At 43.9% G+C, this 14,786-nt stretch carries 15 protein-coding genes; 5 read left to right on the plus strand and 10 right to left on the minus strand.

Annotated elements, in window-relative coordinates; all coding sequences use genetic code 11:
• Positions 1–143: 143 nt before the first annotated feature.
• From clpB to rluD, 3 genes are all read right to left on the minus strand, one after another.
• The gene (clpB, locus tag E0D71_RS14900; RefSeq protein ID WP_133004106.1) at positions 144–2,726 is read right to left on the minus strand and encodes an ATP-dependent chaperone ClpB; all 2,583 of its coding nucleotides are present in this window, start codon (positions 2,724–2,726) and stop codon (positions 144–146) included.
• 113 nt (positions 2,727–2,839) lie between these two features.
• Positions 2,840–3,607 (minus strand): peptidoglycan editing factor PgeF, encoded by a 768-nt coding sequence (gene pgeF / locus E0D71_RS14905; protein ID WP_207923420.1) that lies wholly within the window; start codon positions 3,605–3,607, stop codon positions 2,840–2,842.
• 57 nt (positions 3,608–3,664) lie between these two features.
• Positions 3,665–4,648 carry a 23S rRNA pseudouridine(1911/1915/1917) synthase RluD gene (rluD, locus tag E0D71_RS14910; RefSeq protein ID WP_133004107.1) on the minus strand — a complete coding sequence of 328 codons (984 nt, stop codon included), beginning with the start codon at positions 4,646–4,648 and terminating at the stop codon, positions 3,665–3,667.
• Positions 4,649–4,806: 158 nt separating this feature from the next.
• Between rluD and E0D71_RS14915 the strand changes: the two genes are divergently transcribed.
• Positions 4,807–5,649, plus strand: coding sequence for an outer membrane protein assembly factor BamD (locus E0D71_RS14915; protein ID WP_133004108.1), 843 nt, complete (start codon positions 4,807–4,809; stop codon positions 5,647–5,649).
• Positions 5,650–5,703: 54 nt separating this feature from the next.
• Here the strand turns inward: E0D71_RS14915 and E0D71_RS14920 are convergent, their stop codons facing one another.
• Positions 5,704–6,360 carry a glutathione S-transferase gene (locus tag E0D71_RS14920; protein ID WP_133004109.1) on the minus strand — a complete coding sequence of 219 codons (657 nt, stop codon included), beginning with the start codon at positions 6,358–6,360 and terminating at the stop codon, positions 5,704–5,706.
• A 127-nt stretch (positions 6,361–6,487) separates the two neighbouring features.
• Positions 6,488–6,700 (minus strand): cold-shock protein, encoded by a 213-nt coding sequence (locus E0D71_RS14925; protein WP_133004110.1) that lies wholly within the window; start codon positions 6,698–6,700, stop codon positions 6,488–6,490.
• Positions 6,701–7,002: 302 nt separating this feature from the next.
• Here E0D71_RS14925 and E0D71_RS14930 point away from each other — a divergent pair, with 302 nt between their 5' ends.
• Entirely contained in the window at positions 7,003–7,467 is a 465-nt protein-coding gene (locus E0D71_RS14930) for a tRNA-uridine aminocarboxypropyltransferase (protein ID WP_133004111.1), read from the plus strand.
• On the opposite strand, the gene E0D71_RS14935 is transcribed toward E0D71_RS14930, so the two are convergent.
• From E0D71_RS14935 to E0D71_RS14950, 4 genes are all read right to left on the minus strand, one after another.
• Entirely contained in the window at positions 7,451–8,158 is a 708-nt protein-coding gene (locus E0D71_RS14935) for a fumarylacetoacetate hydrolase family protein (protein ID WP_133004112.1), read from the minus strand. The genes E0D71_RS14930 and E0D71_RS14935 overlap by 17 nt on opposite strands.
• 330 nt (positions 8,159–8,488) lie before the next feature.
• Positions 8,489–9,466 (minus strand): porin, encoded by a 978-nt coding sequence (locus E0D71_RS14940; protein WP_133004113.1) that lies wholly within the window; start codon positions 9,464–9,466, stop codon positions 8,489–8,491.
• Between the two features lie 452 nt (positions 9,467–9,918).
• A complete protein-coding gene (locus E0D71_RS14945; protein WP_133004114.1) occupies positions 9,919–10,470 on the minus strand; it encodes a DUF2058 domain-containing protein in 552 nt (183 codons plus the stop codon).
• 173 nt (positions 10,471–10,643) lie between these two features.
• Complete coding sequence (locus tag E0D71_RS14950; protein ID WP_024024079.1) at positions 10,644–10,853, minus strand: cold-shock protein; 210 nt, start codon at positions 10,851–10,853, stop codon at positions 10,644–10,646.
• Positions 10,854–11,205: 352 nt separating this feature from the next.
• On the opposite strand from E0D71_RS14950, the gene E0D71_RS14955 reads away from it, so the two are divergent.
• Together E0D71_RS14955 and E0D71_RS14960 are read left to right on the plus strand one after the other, a co-directional pair.
• Complete coding sequence (locus tag E0D71_RS14955) at positions 11,206–12,201, plus strand: 2-hydroxyacid dehydrogenase (protein ID WP_133004270.1); 996 nt, start codon at positions 11,206–11,208, stop codon at positions 12,199–12,201.
• Positions 12,202–12,242: 41 nt separating this feature from the next.
• The gene (locus tag E0D71_RS14960; RefSeq protein WP_133004115.1) at positions 12,243–13,121 is read left to right on the plus strand and encodes a LysR substrate-binding domain-containing protein; all 879 of its coding nucleotides are present in this window, start codon (positions 12,243–12,245) and stop codon (positions 13,119–13,121) included.
• A 48-nt stretch (positions 13,122–13,169) separates the two neighbouring features.
• Here E0D71_RS14960 and E0D71_RS14965 read toward each other — a convergent pair whose 3' ends face one another.
• Positions 13,170–13,562 carry a GFA family protein gene (locus tag E0D71_RS14965; protein WP_207923421.1) on the minus strand — a complete coding sequence of 131 codons (393 nt, stop codon included), beginning with the start codon at positions 13,560–13,562 and terminating at the stop codon, positions 13,170–13,172.
• Between the two features lie 266 nt (positions 13,563–13,828).
• Between E0D71_RS14965 and E0D71_RS14970 the strand changes: the two genes are divergently transcribed.
• Complete coding sequence (locus tag E0D71_RS14970) at positions 13,829–14,776, plus strand: LysR family transcriptional regulator (RefSeq protein ID WP_133004117.1); 948 nt, start codon at positions 13,829–13,831, stop codon at positions 14,774–14,776.
• Positions 14,777–14,786: the final 10 nt, after the last annotated feature.

The following is a 14,786-nucleotide window of genomic DNA, read 5'->3' on the forward strand; positions in this document are numbered from 1 at the left end:
ATTAAGAGAACAAGAAAACAAAAAAGCCAGTATGACACATCGTCATACTGGCTTTTTTCGTTCACCCTTACAGAAAGCAATAAGCTTCCATAAAAAACTCACCGCTAGGGTGAGTTTTTTTTACGCCACAACAAGCACTGAGATCACTGGGCTTTTTTAAACACTATTTGCTCATCCTCCACCTCAGCAAGAATATTATCGCCCGACACAAAACCACCGGACAGCAACTGATTGGCCAATGGGTTTTCAATCCATTGCTGTATAGCACGTTTCAATGGGCGCGCCCCATACACAGGATCATAACCCACCTCAGCCAATTGATCCGATGCGGCCTCACTCAAGCTCAATGTCATGCCAAGCTCAGCCAAACGATCATTCAAATGCGCAAGCTGGATCTTAGCAATGCCTTTTATTTGTGACTGCATTAATGGGTGGAAGACCACGGTTTCATCAATACGGTTAATAAACTCAGGTCTAAAGTGCATACCCACCACTTCCATCACCTTAGCTTTAATGTCTTCGTATTGATCGTTCGAACGGTACTCTTGTATCACGTCAGACCCTAGGTTTGAGGTCATCACTATCACAGTGTTTCTAAAATCGACTGTGCGCCCCTGTCCGTCGGTTAAACGACCATCATCAAGCACTTGCAGCAAAATATTAAACACATCAGGGTGAGCCTTCTCTATTTCATCCAACAACAACACAGAGTAAGGACGTCGTCTAACCGCTTCCGTTAAATAACCGCCTTCTTCATAACCAACATAGCCTGGGGGCGCACCAATCAAACGCGCAACAGAGTGTTTCTCCATAAACTCAGACATGTCGATTCGCACCATCGCCTGGTCGGTATCAAACAAGAACCTAGCCAATGACTTACACAACTCAGTCTTACCGACACCTGTAGGGCCTAAGAAGAGAAATGAGCCATTAGGGCGGTTAGGATCAGCCAACCCTGAACGAGAGCGTCTTACCGCATTAGAGACCGCCTGAACCGCTTCGTCTTGACCAATAACAGACTCATGCAAGGCGTCTTCCATGCGCAACAATCGATCGCGATCCCCTTCCAGCATTTTTTCCATTGGAATGCCGGTCCAGCGAGCCACCACAGTCGCTATTTCTTCTTCGGTCACACGATTCTTTAACAGCGTCATCTGCGTTTCTTCTTCCGCTTTACCCGCTTTTTCAATCTCAGCTTCCAACATAGGAATGACCCCATATTGCAACTCTGACATTTTGGCTAAATTACCATTACGACGCGCTTCTTCCATCTCTTGCTTAACCGATTCCAGCTCTTCTTTTAACTTTTGAGCGCCTTGCAAAGCGGCTTTTTCCGCATTCCAAATTTCCTCGAAATCAGAATACTGCTTTTGCAAGTCGTCAATTTCGCTCTCTAGCTCACCCAAACGCACCTTTGATGCTCGATCTGTTTCTTTCTTAAGCGCTTCTTTTTCAATTTTGAGCTGAATTAGACGTCGCTCTAGACGGTCCATATTTTCAGGCTTAGAGTCCATCTCCATGCGAATACGACTGGCTGCCTCATCAATCAAATCAATCGCCTTATCCGGCAATTGACGATCGGTAATATAGCGCTGCGACAACTTAGCCGCGGCGATAATGGCCGAATCAGTAATATCTACCCCATGGTGGACCTCGTAGCGCTCTTTTAAACCACGTAATATGGCAATCGAATCCAACACACTAGGTTCTTCGACCAATACTTTCTGGAAGCGACGCTCTAATGCAGCGTCTTTCTCAATGTACTGACGATACTCATCTAATGTGGTTGCCCCGACACAATGAAGCTCACCACGTGCCAGCGCAGGTTTCAGCATGTTGCCCGCATCCATAGAGCCTTCAGACTTGCCCGCCCCTACCATGGTATGGATCTCATCAATAAACAGAATGATTTGCCCTTCTTGCTTAGACAATTCACTTAACACCGCCTTGAGGCGCTCTTCAAATTCACCACGATATTTAGCGCCAGCAATCAAGGAGCCCATATCAAGCGAAAGCACTCGCTTATTCTTAAGGCCCTCAGGCACTTCACCATTGATAATCCGTTGCGCTAAACCTTCTACAATGGCGGTTTTACCGACACCAGGCTCACCAATTAACACAGGGTTATTTTTACGACGACGTTGTAAAACTTGAATCGTACGGCGAATTTCATCGTCTCGACCAATCACAGGATCAAGCTTACCTTCGGCTGCCTTGGTCGTCAGATCAACCGTATATTTATCCAACGCTTGTCGATTTTCCTCGGCATTTGGATCATTAACCGACTCGCCACCACGCACACTGTCAATCACAGAAGCGATGTCCGCCTTAGTAACACCCGTCGCCTTTAGCGTCTTGGCCACATCGTCTTTGCCATCAAACATGGCCATCAGAACCAGTTCAGATGAAATAAATTGATCTTTACGCTTTTGCGCTTCTTTATCTGCAAGGTTCATTAGGCGTCCTAATTCAGGCGACATTTGAACATTACCATCATGGTCATTAACCTTAGGCAAGCGATCTAAGAGCGCGTCTAGACTGTCACGGAATTTGGCAACCTGAACCCCAGCTTGCTGTAGAATAGGACGAGTACTGCCACCTTGCTGATCCAGCAAAGCCATGAGTAAATGAAGGGACTCGATATAAGAATGATCCTGACCCAGCGCGATTGACTGCGCATCAGACAGAGCCATCTGAAGCTTACTTGTTAAACGCTCGATTCGCATTTTGACCTCCTTGAAAAAGGGAAATATCTCTTGTTACTCATTTAATAAGTCCACTTATCCCCTTTTCAATGGACGAGTGTCATTTTATTGACACCCATCAATAAAACCACAATCTACTCCCCTCCCTCCTCTTCAATTCTTTTCTCAAACCAAATAACAGAAGCCATTCTTCCCGTTTTTCCAGAGCGACGATAAGAGAAGAAATCGTCATCGTTTTGATAGGTACAAAAATCCCCACCATACACTTCCGTTACTCCGTGAGCCGCCAGTCTTTGCTTTGCCAGCAAATAAAGGTTTCCTAGCCACTTTCCATTTCCCTTCGACACAAAAGCCGCTTCTGCTTCAGCTTGCTGCTCAATGAATGCTTGTCTTACTTCGCCGCCCACTTCAAAAGCGGCCGGCCCAATAGCAGGCCCTAACCAGACTAAAACCTCATCAGAATCATTAAAGTGCGTGAGCGTTTCCTCCAACACACCAAAGCACAAGCTACGCCAGCCCGCATGGGCAACCGCCACTTGAGAGCCTTGCTTATTACAGAAAAAAACTGGCAAGCAATCCGCTGTTAATACCGCACACACCTGGTTTTCCTGCTGCGTCACTGCGCCATCTGCTTCTATGAGCGGCTGAACACTCGGCAAGGCGACCACATGAGTACCGTGCACTTGATTCAACCAAACCAAGCTATCAGGCATATCAACACGAGAAGAGAATAAGCGTCGATTCGCCAGCACATCAGCCTCACTATCGCCAACATGCGCACCTAAATTAAGCGACGCAAATTCCCCCTGGCTCACGCCGCCCTGACGCGTTGAAGTGTATGCCTTCACATTGGCCGGCGCAGGCCAAGAAGCCACAATATGGGCTGGTGTCGATGTATCCACTAACTTAACCTCCAACAATCAACAGACAATAAAAAAGCAGCTTTCGCTGCTTCTTTATTAAAAATATTCGGAATCGTCACTGCCTGACTCTACCATATCCTTTTTCAAGGCATCCAGTAGTGACTGCATGTCTTCGGGAAGGTCTATTTCCCACTCCATCCAATCACCAGTAATAGGATGCGCTAGCTCTAATCGTTTCGCGTGCAATGCTTGACGACGAAAATGTCTCAACGAATCCTGCAACTCTGGCGAGCAAGCTTTTGGCATTTTAAGGCGCCCACCGTATTGCGGGTCCCCTACCAATGGGTATTGAATAAACGACATATGAACACGAATTTGATGCGTTCGCCCAGTCTCAAGCTTAAGACGTATATGCGTGTGGTTTTTATAACGTTTCACCAAACGATAATGCGTTACCGCATCCTTACCATTAACGGGCTCAACCGCCATTTTTTGACGATTATGAGGGTGACGACCAATTGGTTCATCCACGATACCACCACCTGTCATCTCACCAATCGCAATCGCTTCGTACTCACGCCCCATGCTGCGCTCTTGCAACTGAGCCACTAAGTCTGTTTGCGCTGCCAACGTTTTTGCAACCACCATCAGGCCGGTTGTCTCTTTATCGAGACGGTGCACAATACCTGCTCTAGGGACATGGGCCGTTTCTGGTGCATGGTGCAAAATAGCATTCATCAAGGTGCCATCTCGGTTCCCCACTGCTGGGTGAACCACTAAGCCTGCTGGCTTATTCACAACAATAATATCGTCGTCTTCATAAACGATATCCAGCGGCATTTCTTGTGCCTCATGATCCGCCTGAGCTTCAAGAACCACGTTCAGAGTCACCACTTCGCCACCAAACAGCTTTTCTTTTGGCTTGGTGATTTTGCCATCAACGAGCAAGGTTCCTTCTTTGATCCATGTCTTGATTCTGGAACGGGAATAATCACTAAATAGCTCAGTAGCTACTTGGTCAAATCGGTTACCACCTAAATCAAAAGGGACCTGGGCTTCTTTTACTATGCGCTCTGCCATACAATGTACTTTAATCTGTTGTTTTCAGACCTGTGATTTTATCATAAGATCTGAATGTGAAAAAACGTGTAGCATCTTGCCTTTTACTTTGATTTCGCAATAGAACGCTACAAAATGCCGATAGAGGCTAATTTACCACTTCAAGGTTTTGATTATACATGGGATTTAATCACTCGCTGCTCCGATTCGCAGGAATCGCCAGTTTTTCTTTACTTCTCGCCGCGTGTTCAAGTTCACAGGTTCAAGAACCTGACCTTCCAGAACATGCTTATTACGAAAAAGCGCAACAAGCGTTTGCAGAAGGTTTGCCGGCTACCGCCGCAAAAAACTTACAAGATTTGGACACGCGCTACCCATTCGGTGAATTTAGCACGCGCGCTGAGCTTGACCTAATTTATGCGCAATATGAATCGGGCGATTATATTTCTGCTCACGCCACTGCAGAGCGCTTTATCAAAAACCACCCTGATCACGATGCCATCGATTATGCGTACTATATGCGAGCGCTATCTACCTACGTCGGCTCACAAAGCTTAATTCAACGCTATCTAGATATTGACCCAAGTAAAACAGACTCCAAAGAGCTACAAAAAGCCTTTAGAGAAATGAGCGATTTCTTATACCGCTACCCAACCAGCGATTATGCACCAGATGCAAAAGCCAGAATGATTTTCTTGCGTAATACCATAGCACGTCATGAATTGCAGGTTGCTCAATACTACTTGAAACGTAAAGCCCCTCTTTCCGCTTTACGCCGCAGCCAAGCGGTAATCGAACACTACCCAAGCTCAACGTCTGTTGAAGAAGCGCTTGCCATTAGCATCCAGTCTTACAATGACCTGAAGCTAACTAACTTAGCACTGCTCAACCTATCAGTATTACAGAAGACCTACCCAGACTCGCCTCATATTAACGCTCAAGGCGACTTCATTCCGCTACCATTGCCAAGCGACGCCGATCCGAGTTTTTGGTACTGGGTTAGCTTTGGGTTAATCGACTAACTTAAAAAAACCAAACACCCACAGCGTGCAAATCCATGTTGTGGGTGCTTTAGATTAACGCGGAAAATACACAACCTCTTGCCCCTCCTCCCACGCTGGGTACTTTTTCATCACTTCAGAAAAAGATTCAGACATCTGGAAGCCTGATAACCACCCCTTAACTTTTTCGTACTTACTGGCGTTAAACCAGTCTGAATCCACCGCCGCAAATTGACGTATAAAAGGAAAAAGACAAATGTCCGCCAAAGACATCTGATCACCCATTATAAAAGCCCGAGCACTAAGCCGCGCCTCTAAACGAGCTAAAAAAACCTCTCCTCGCGTTCGATAATATTGCTCTGGGAAATCAGGATGGCGATCTGCGTATTTATAACGATCCAACCAATACTTAAAAAAACGGTCGTTGTAATTCAACCAAGATACTATCTTCTGCTGAGCTGTTTTTTGTAATGGCCACAGTGAAGCCGCTAAAGAATGATTTTCAGTTTGCGCCAGCGACCAAAATATAACATCCAGGCTTTGTGGCAAACGCTCTCCATTTTGAGTGAGCAACTGGGGCACAGTGGAAGAACCACCTAAAGACAACAGAGCGTTAGGTTTTGCTTTTAACACCACTTCTCTTAGCTGCACTCGCACACCGAGAATAGCCAAACAATATCTCGCCCTTATTGCATAAGGACAACGGCGAAAAGAATATAAAATAGGGAACAAAACTTACTCTCAAATCAATAAACAAGATTAAGGTTTGAATATACAGCAAAAGACAGGCATAAAAAAACCACGCAAGAGCATGGCTTTTAAAGGTCATAAAGACCCATTTTTCACTTAAGCAATTTGCTTAGATGACGGTAACATTTTCGGCTTGAGGGCCTTTTTGACCTTGAGTCACTTCAAAAGAGACTTTTTGACCTTCTGCTAGTGTTTTACGACCAGTACCGTTAATTGCACGAAAATGAACAAAAACATCTGGGCCACCTTCACGCTCAATGAAACCAAAACCTTTTTCATCATTAAACCATTTCACAATTCCGGATACTAATTGACCTGACATACAAACCTCATTTCTTTTTATACTGCTATTCATACAGCAATCGATTAAAACACTAAAAGATCAAATTCTTTTAGTCGTCCTCTGAAGTACTCAATATATTTCCATATATATGGTTTTAAAAACATACTGACCCTTCGATAATATGTCGTAGAAAAACAAATGTGAAGCCCATCAAGAGCATCTTTGTTAAAAAACGTAAATAATATAAAATAGACTGACCAGAAGCAGAAAAGATGCCCTATTTGGACTATCTTTTATAACCAAAAAACATGTCTCCAATATAGATTGCACAAGAAGAACTGATGAAAATTTGGCTATTAACACACAGCGAAGAATTAAAAAAAGAAAGCGGCACAGGAAAACTAGTAAAGGAAATATTAACCGATCAATGTCACATAATCATATGGGCGAGAAAAGAACCTAATCAAGATTTATTAGCACTCGACCCTCTAAATACCGCCATTGTGTATTTAAAAAGCCCTACCTCATTAACCCTAGAAAAAGAAGAAGTTTGCCACCTGAAAAACATTATCATACTGGATGGAACCTGGCAGCAGGCCAGAAAAATGTACAACCAATCCCCTTACTTAGCGCGCTTCCCACACTATGAAATCCAAGGAGAAAGCTCTGCTTACACTAAACGCAGAAATCAAAAAGAAGCCGGGCTTTGCACTGCAGAAGTGGCCATTCACCTACTAAAAGAAGCGAACGACCCTCAAACTAAAAAGCTTCAAGCGCACTTTTCAAACTTTAATCTGTCACCTTAACCGTGATATTCCCCAGCGCAGGAATACTCACTAGCATTTCATCGCCAACAACAACCGGCCCAACATTCTCCGGGGTACCCGTCATAATAAGATCCCCAGGGCGCAGCTCGAAAACCTCAGACAGTTTAACGATCACCTCTTCAATAGACCAAGTCAAATTCGCAATATTACTGCTTTGCTTCACTTCCCCATTGACCAAGAGGGAAATGTCGCTGGAAGCAATATTGTTAGCTAAATCAGTGGAGTAGAGCGTAATCGGGCCTATTGGCGCTGATTGATCGAAGGATTTCCCCACCTCCCAAGGGCGGCCTTTTTTCTTTGCCTGTCCCTGCAAATCACGACGCGTCATATCCAAACCAATGGCATAACCCAACACAGCGTCTTTCGCCTGAGCAAGAGACAAGTTCGCACCGCCTTTACCAATAGCCACCACTAACTCAGCCTCATATTCAAACTGAGAAGTGGCCATAGGGTAAGCAATGGCATTATTAGCATCATAGGAAACGGGCGTTACGCACGCCGCATCTTTGCAAAAGAAGAAAGGAGGATCTCGATCAGGGTCATCGCCCATTTCTCGTGAATGGGCAGCGTAGTTACGCCCAACGCAATACACCCGACCAACAGGGAAAAACGCATCACCATCATTGATTGGCAAGGAGACAGATGGCTGCTTTTCGACAATATACTTCATTTCATTCCTCATACTGTTAACGAGTAAATACCTTTATGAGGATATGAATAGCAAGCAGATTAGTAAAGCAGATTATAAGTAATGAAAGGTGTTTTGAAAAATAGTCAGTATTAAAACAGGAAAGGCAAGAAGCAAAAATAAAGACTGACTAACCTAGAAGAAATTAAAGTGAAGAAAAGGAAACCAAGAAAGAAAAACTATTCTATAAAAAAATAAAGGCATCAGTGAACACCAATGTCTTTTTAAAATCATCCATTTCTTATTACAAAATAAGGCTCCCTGAGGAGCCTTATTAGCAATAAGATATCACCTAACTAGGTAAAAATGATCTTAGAAAACGTAAGTTACGCCAACTACAGAAGTAGTGTTAGAACCTTCGTCTTTTACAGCACTACCGGTATTACCGATTTCGAAGTAAGTGTACATAGAGCTGTTGATACTGTAAGTCACACCAGCAGCATATACGTTGTAGCTTTCATTATCAGTTTGAGAGCTATCTGGGTTCACATTAGTGTAAGAACCGTATACATCACCCATACCGTAGCCGTAACGAGCAGCAAGACCTAGGTAATCAGCAGTATCTTCTGTTGTTTCGTATTTCGCTGTAAGGGATAGGTTATCCATAGGTGTAACAGTTACTGCCATACCAGAAGTGGATTTAGCATCATCAGCTGCTGTATTTTCACGAGAATCGTAACCCAAAGCAACAGAAACTAAGTCATTTGAGTATTTCAATACCGCCATACCTGCATTGCCACTATATTCGGTATCACCAGTACTTGCATTCGTAGTAGCTTTAGTATTCGTGCCTTTGGTTTGCAGCGCCACTTGCACTTCGAAACCGCTCATAGACGGTGAGAAGTAAGTAATGGTATCACCTTGGCTAGATCCATCAGCACTATCAATACTTAGGTTTTCCATTTGGTCAACAGCGTCTTGGATGGCGTTATTGTAAATAGTATCGTGAGTACCAACTGTTACTTTACCAAAATCACCTTTCAAACCAACATAAGCCTGATCAAGGTGAGACTCATTATAACCATAGTTACCACCACGATCATCCTGCTCATCAGCTCGAAATTCCAGTTCGTACTTGAAGAAAGCCGTGATGTCGTCATTAACTTTGGACTCACCTTTCACACCAAGGGTAGAACCGTTATCTTCAAAGTTTGTACCATTTGATGTAGAGCTAGTGTATGCGTATTGAATGTTACCGTAGAAGTCTACAGACGTGTCTTCTGCAGCATAAGCAGAGACAGAGGCAAGAGCAGCGCTAGATACTGCAAGAGCGACAATTGATTTTTTCATTCTCGTTTCCCTTATAGATGATGTATTGCGTTCTTTTTATGAGCGCTTGATATGTGCAAGCAACAATCAAACAATCTAAACATTCTCACGAAATAGGCAACAACAAGTCAGCGACTTGCACAATTTATCCCTATTTCGTAATTATTATATGCATGATTAATAAAAAAACAAAAGATTTTTCTCGAATTAATACAATTGCAATAAAAATCAGCTATTTGTAATCATTTTTTGCACAATAATAGGGAGCATAACTCGACTTAACAAGGAGATCTAGCAAAAAATAAGAAAGGAGTGTGATGGCAAAAAAAGACGCTTTGTACTATGGGGCTTCCATAAATGGAGGGAAAGAGCTGTGTCTTGAGACCCGCGGTAGTGTCGAAAGGCAATGAGAGGGCGTTATAGGGCACAGACGCTGCGGCGTTCTTTACCACAAGCGTCGTGAAAAAAACTGACTACCACATAAGGTCATCAGGGATCTGAAAGTCTGCGTAAGGATCTTCTTCATCCTCCACTCTTTCAGTGCGACTATTGCAAACAAGAATAAAACTCTCATCTCTTTCAATAATCTTTAGCGCAACAGGCTCAGGGATAAGCTCATAGGCCGCTTCTAGCTTAGCAATAGCCAAGCGTCCCTTAGTCAGATCCTCGTGCATCTCCGAGCTTACATAGAGCTTCTTAACCTTTTTCTCATCGGTAAAGTGATAAGCGATGTCACCATCTTGTTTGCGCACTCTATTCTGGGAGATCATTTGGCGAATCTGCCCTTGCACCGCTTTTAACTCAAGTTCTTTCTGTTTTTCTAAATTAAGCAAACGGTCTTTTGCGATTTTCTCTTCACGCTGCGCCTTTAGCTCAGCTTGGCGTCCACTGTCATCTTCAGCAACCGCTTTGCCTTTTTTAACTTTTTGCTTGTGCTGCAACTGTTCTGCTTTTAGCTTTTTGGCTTTCTTTTTATCAACGAGCCCCGCTCCCAAAAGCTGCTCTTGCAATGATTTAGCCGCCATTAGATCACCCTCTGCTCTATCTTCAGCACTCTACTGAGCACCAGGTTAAACGAAATAATACATCACCGCTCAACATAGGCTGGCGATATTTCACTTAGTATAAAAACAAAAAAAGCGACTTAAAAGTCGCTTTTTAGCATTCGCACTGCTGAGGTTACCTCAGCAACGTTTCCTTATAAAGGAGTAACGTTTTGAGCTTCAGGGCCTTTTTTGCCTTGAGCTACTTGGAATTCAACTTTTTGGCCTTCAGCCAAAGTTTTGAAACCAGAAGTGTTGATTGCAGAGAAGTGAACAAAAACATCAGGACCTGAATCCTGAGTAATGAAACCGAAACCTTTAGTTTCGTTGAAGAACTTTACTGTACCAGTTACTACGTCAGACATGTCTGTTTTTCCTGTAGGTAAGTTAATTTACACGCAGATGTCATCATCATGCGTTGTTGTGCTAAAAAAACTCGGTATTACTTATGACTTAACAGGACCGAACATACTTGACGTAGTATTCGCAACTCTGGACATAAATATTGCCAACTCTTTTAAACGAAACTGATTGTAGACTGCTTCTTGTCGCCGGGTCAATCAAGTTTTCATAAAAATTAATTGGTAAAGCCAAGAAGAAAAATTATCTTGAGTCAAATCAACACTCTATATAAAAACAACGATCAAAATAGTTTTTTCTTCGCGGCCCATAGTATGCTTTTTGAACGACCAGAATAAACCATTGGAGCAAGAAATGATGAAAGTGGCTGTTTTTTCATGCAAACCTTATGACCAAAGAACCCTATCTAAGGCCGTTGCTGAAACCCCTTCGATTGAATTGAGCTATTTCGAAAGCCGACTCAGCTCAGAAACCATGACATTAACGCACGGCTTTGATGCAGTCTCTTGCTTCGTTAACGACAATATCGACCGACACGTAATCCAATACTTAGCGGATCACGGCATTACAGCGATCACTTTGCGTTGCGCCGGCTTTAATAACGTAGACCTGTCTGCTGCAAAAGCGGCAAACATAAAGGTCTACCACGTACCAGATTACAGCCCCACTTCCGTGGCTGAACATGCCGTCGCTCTCATCATGACTTTAAACAGAAAAACCCATCGCGCCTACCATAGAGTCAAAGAAGGGAACTTTGCTCTGGAAGGGTTACTGGGGTTTAACGTGCAAAGCAGGACGGTAGGCTGCATTGGTACAGGACGCATAGGCCAAGCTTTTTGTCGCATTATGAGGGGCTTTGGTTGTCGCGTCCTCTGCTACGACATTTCCCCTAATAACGATCTTGTTGATATTGGATGCGAATACACAGATTTAGAAACCCTGTATTCAGACAGCGACATTCTTAGCTTGCACTGCCCTCTCAACGCGTCCACCCACCACCTAATCAATAAAAACAGCCTATCTAAAATGAAAGATGGGGTGATGATCATCAACACCAGTCGCGGCGCTTTAGTCAATGCACAAGAAGCCATAGACGCTCTTTACACAGGAAAAATCGGCTATTTAGGATTAGACGTCTACGAGCAAGAAAATTCGATTTTCTTTGAAGACATGTCATCACACATTATTCAGGACAGTGTTTTTCAGCTCATGCTGACCTTCCCCAATGTGGTGGTTACAGGTCATCAGGGCTACTTTACTCAAGAGGCACTCGATCACATCGCCACCACAACATTGGACAACCTAATCGCCCATGCAGAAGAAAAACCCTGCTTACGATTATTAAATCCTTAAATGGCTACTCATTAAAATCCAAATGCGGATACAATGAGCTCATGAGAATCACCTTAAGACAATTACAAATATTTGAAGCCGTTGTTCACACTGGCTCCGTCACCGCCGCTGCCGATATGGTTGCCATTAGTCAGCCGGCGGCAAGCCAAGCGTTACGAGAATTAGAAGCCTTACTAGGCCAACCTCTTTTTCGGCGCCACGGTAAACGCTTGCAAATTACTCCCCAAGCTCGGCATTTATTGCCCCAAGCTCGCGCGGTGTTAAGCCAAATAGAACAGATAGAAAGCATGGGAAGCGATGACGAGCTTAGCGGTTCACTCCATATTGCTGCCAGCGTCAGTGTTGGCAACTATCTACTTCCTGAACAGATGTCGGTGTTTAAGCAAAAGCACCCTAATATTCGCTTCAACCTCGACATTGGCAATACCCAACACGTCATTCAGCAGCTCCTCACAGGCAAAGCAGAAGTCGGCTTTATTGAAGGCTATTGCCAGCACGCAGAGTTGATGACCAAGGTATGGCTGAAAGATGAATTAGTGGTGTTTGGCTCTACCCAAGAAAACCGACCGGAAAACTTATCCTGGGATGATCTGCAAAAGGCAGATTGGGTAATGCGAGAAGTCGGCTCAGGAACCAGAAACATACTTGAGCAAGCAATGGGAAAAAACATCACCCAACTTAACGTGGTGTTATCACTGGCCCATATGGAAGCCGTTAAACAAGCGGTCATTCATAAAATGGGGCTTGGCTGCTTATCTCGAATGGCGCTTTCTCAGGAACTAAGTTCAGGCCTAATCAGGCTTTATGAGACGCCTCTTGAGTTGACACGAAACCTTTTAATAGTGACCCCAAAGAACACCACCCTCACCAAAAATGCTCAAGGCTTCTTTGATCAATGCTATGCACTTCCCTCTTTATAGAGCAGCCAAAAAGAAAAACAATACGCTGAGTGCTTAGCCCATCTCAGCTTATTTTAATGCAGGGTACTGCAACAGATCGTCGCTGATATCGTACCAATCGGGTTTACTCGAAACAAACAAGTGATGGTCTGGCGCTAAATTCGGCTCATCATCCAGTACGCCTAACGAAATTTCAATGTGGTTAGGAAAGTCTTTATGGTAATAATAAATTGGACTGCCACAGTCTTTGCAGAATCCCCGTCTGACACGTTCAGATGACGCAAAACGGCGAACTCTTTTTTTCGTCGATATCCACTCAACATCCTTTTTCAAACAGGTGCCGTAAGCGGCGCCAGTGCCTGCGTGCGTTTTACGACACTGGGTGCAATGACAAATACTTGCACTGATAAAAGGAGAGGTCACTCTGAACACAACAGAACCACATAAGCAGGAAGCTTTCATCATTACCTCATTAAAAGCCATGTAGACACACAAGAAACTCTGGCTGAAAGGAAAAGCATCTAGCGTAAAGTAACCGCATGCATTCCTAAGGCCTTATCGAGCCGCTGTATTATGCCAGAAGCTGCCAAACCGACCAAGCGACGACCTTGGCTTTTTACTGTCATGTGAAAAAGTTCAGAGAAAAAGCAATACTCGGTTGTACTTTGTAACAAGGTCAATACAATCAATTCACTAAAGCAATAAAACAGCTGGCTACCATAACAAAGATGAATATAAACAAAATAGATCTGAATCTACTCATTTATTTAGATGTCTTGCTACGAGAATGCAATGTCACACGGTCTGCAAGCAAATTAAACATCACCCAACCAGCCATGAGCAATGGATTAAAACGGTTGAGAGATTTGCTAAACGACCCACTCCTCGTTCGAACTAGCGAAGGCATGAAACCCACTGAAAAAGCACTTCGCCTGCAACCTGTGGTAAGAAAGGTCTTGCTTGAGCTCGAAGAAGCACTGCAGCCAGAAGCCGACTTTAACGAGCGCACCAGTACACGTGTGTTTCGAATTATGGCCAGCGATTATGCCGCCTCAACGGTTATCCCAAGGCTGTTAAATCGATTGCGAGAAAATGCCCCAGGAATCACCCTAGACATAATGACACCGAGCGATGTGACTTTTCATGATGTGGAGGCAGGAAGAATTGACATGGCCATCAATCGCTTTGAAGAGCTTCCTCAATCATTCCATCAAAAAAGCATTTGGCTAGACGACTTTGTCTGCATGATGAGCTCCGACAACCCTCTCAGGCACAACTTCAATTTAGAAAGTTATTTGCAGTCGCAACATATCTGGGTGAGTAAAACAGGGTTTGGGGTTGGCGTCGGGATGGACCCAAATGACGTACAAAAACTAGGCTGGGTAGACGAAGCATTACAAAGCATTGATAAAACACGCAGCATTCGAGTGTTTACCAGAAGCTACCATACAGCAATGCACCTTGCCCTTGAGCAAGACCTGATTGCGACCTTGCCAAGAAAAGTCGCCATGATCAATCGCAACAATCCAGACCTTGCGATTATTGAGCCACCATTTGTCATCCCTAAAATAGAACTCAAAATGATCTGGAGCTCTTTGCTACACCATGACGCCAGCCATATCTGGTTCAGAAGACAAGTAATTGAGCTTGCCAATGAATTAAAAAAACAAATTTAGCATGGAAGCA

Source organism: Marinomonas sp. KMM3893 (genome assembly GCF_004352855.1).
Taxonomy (GTDB): domain Bacteria; phylum Pseudomonadota; class Gammaproteobacteria; order Pseudomonadales; family Marinomonadaceae; genus Marinomonas; species Marinomonas arenicola.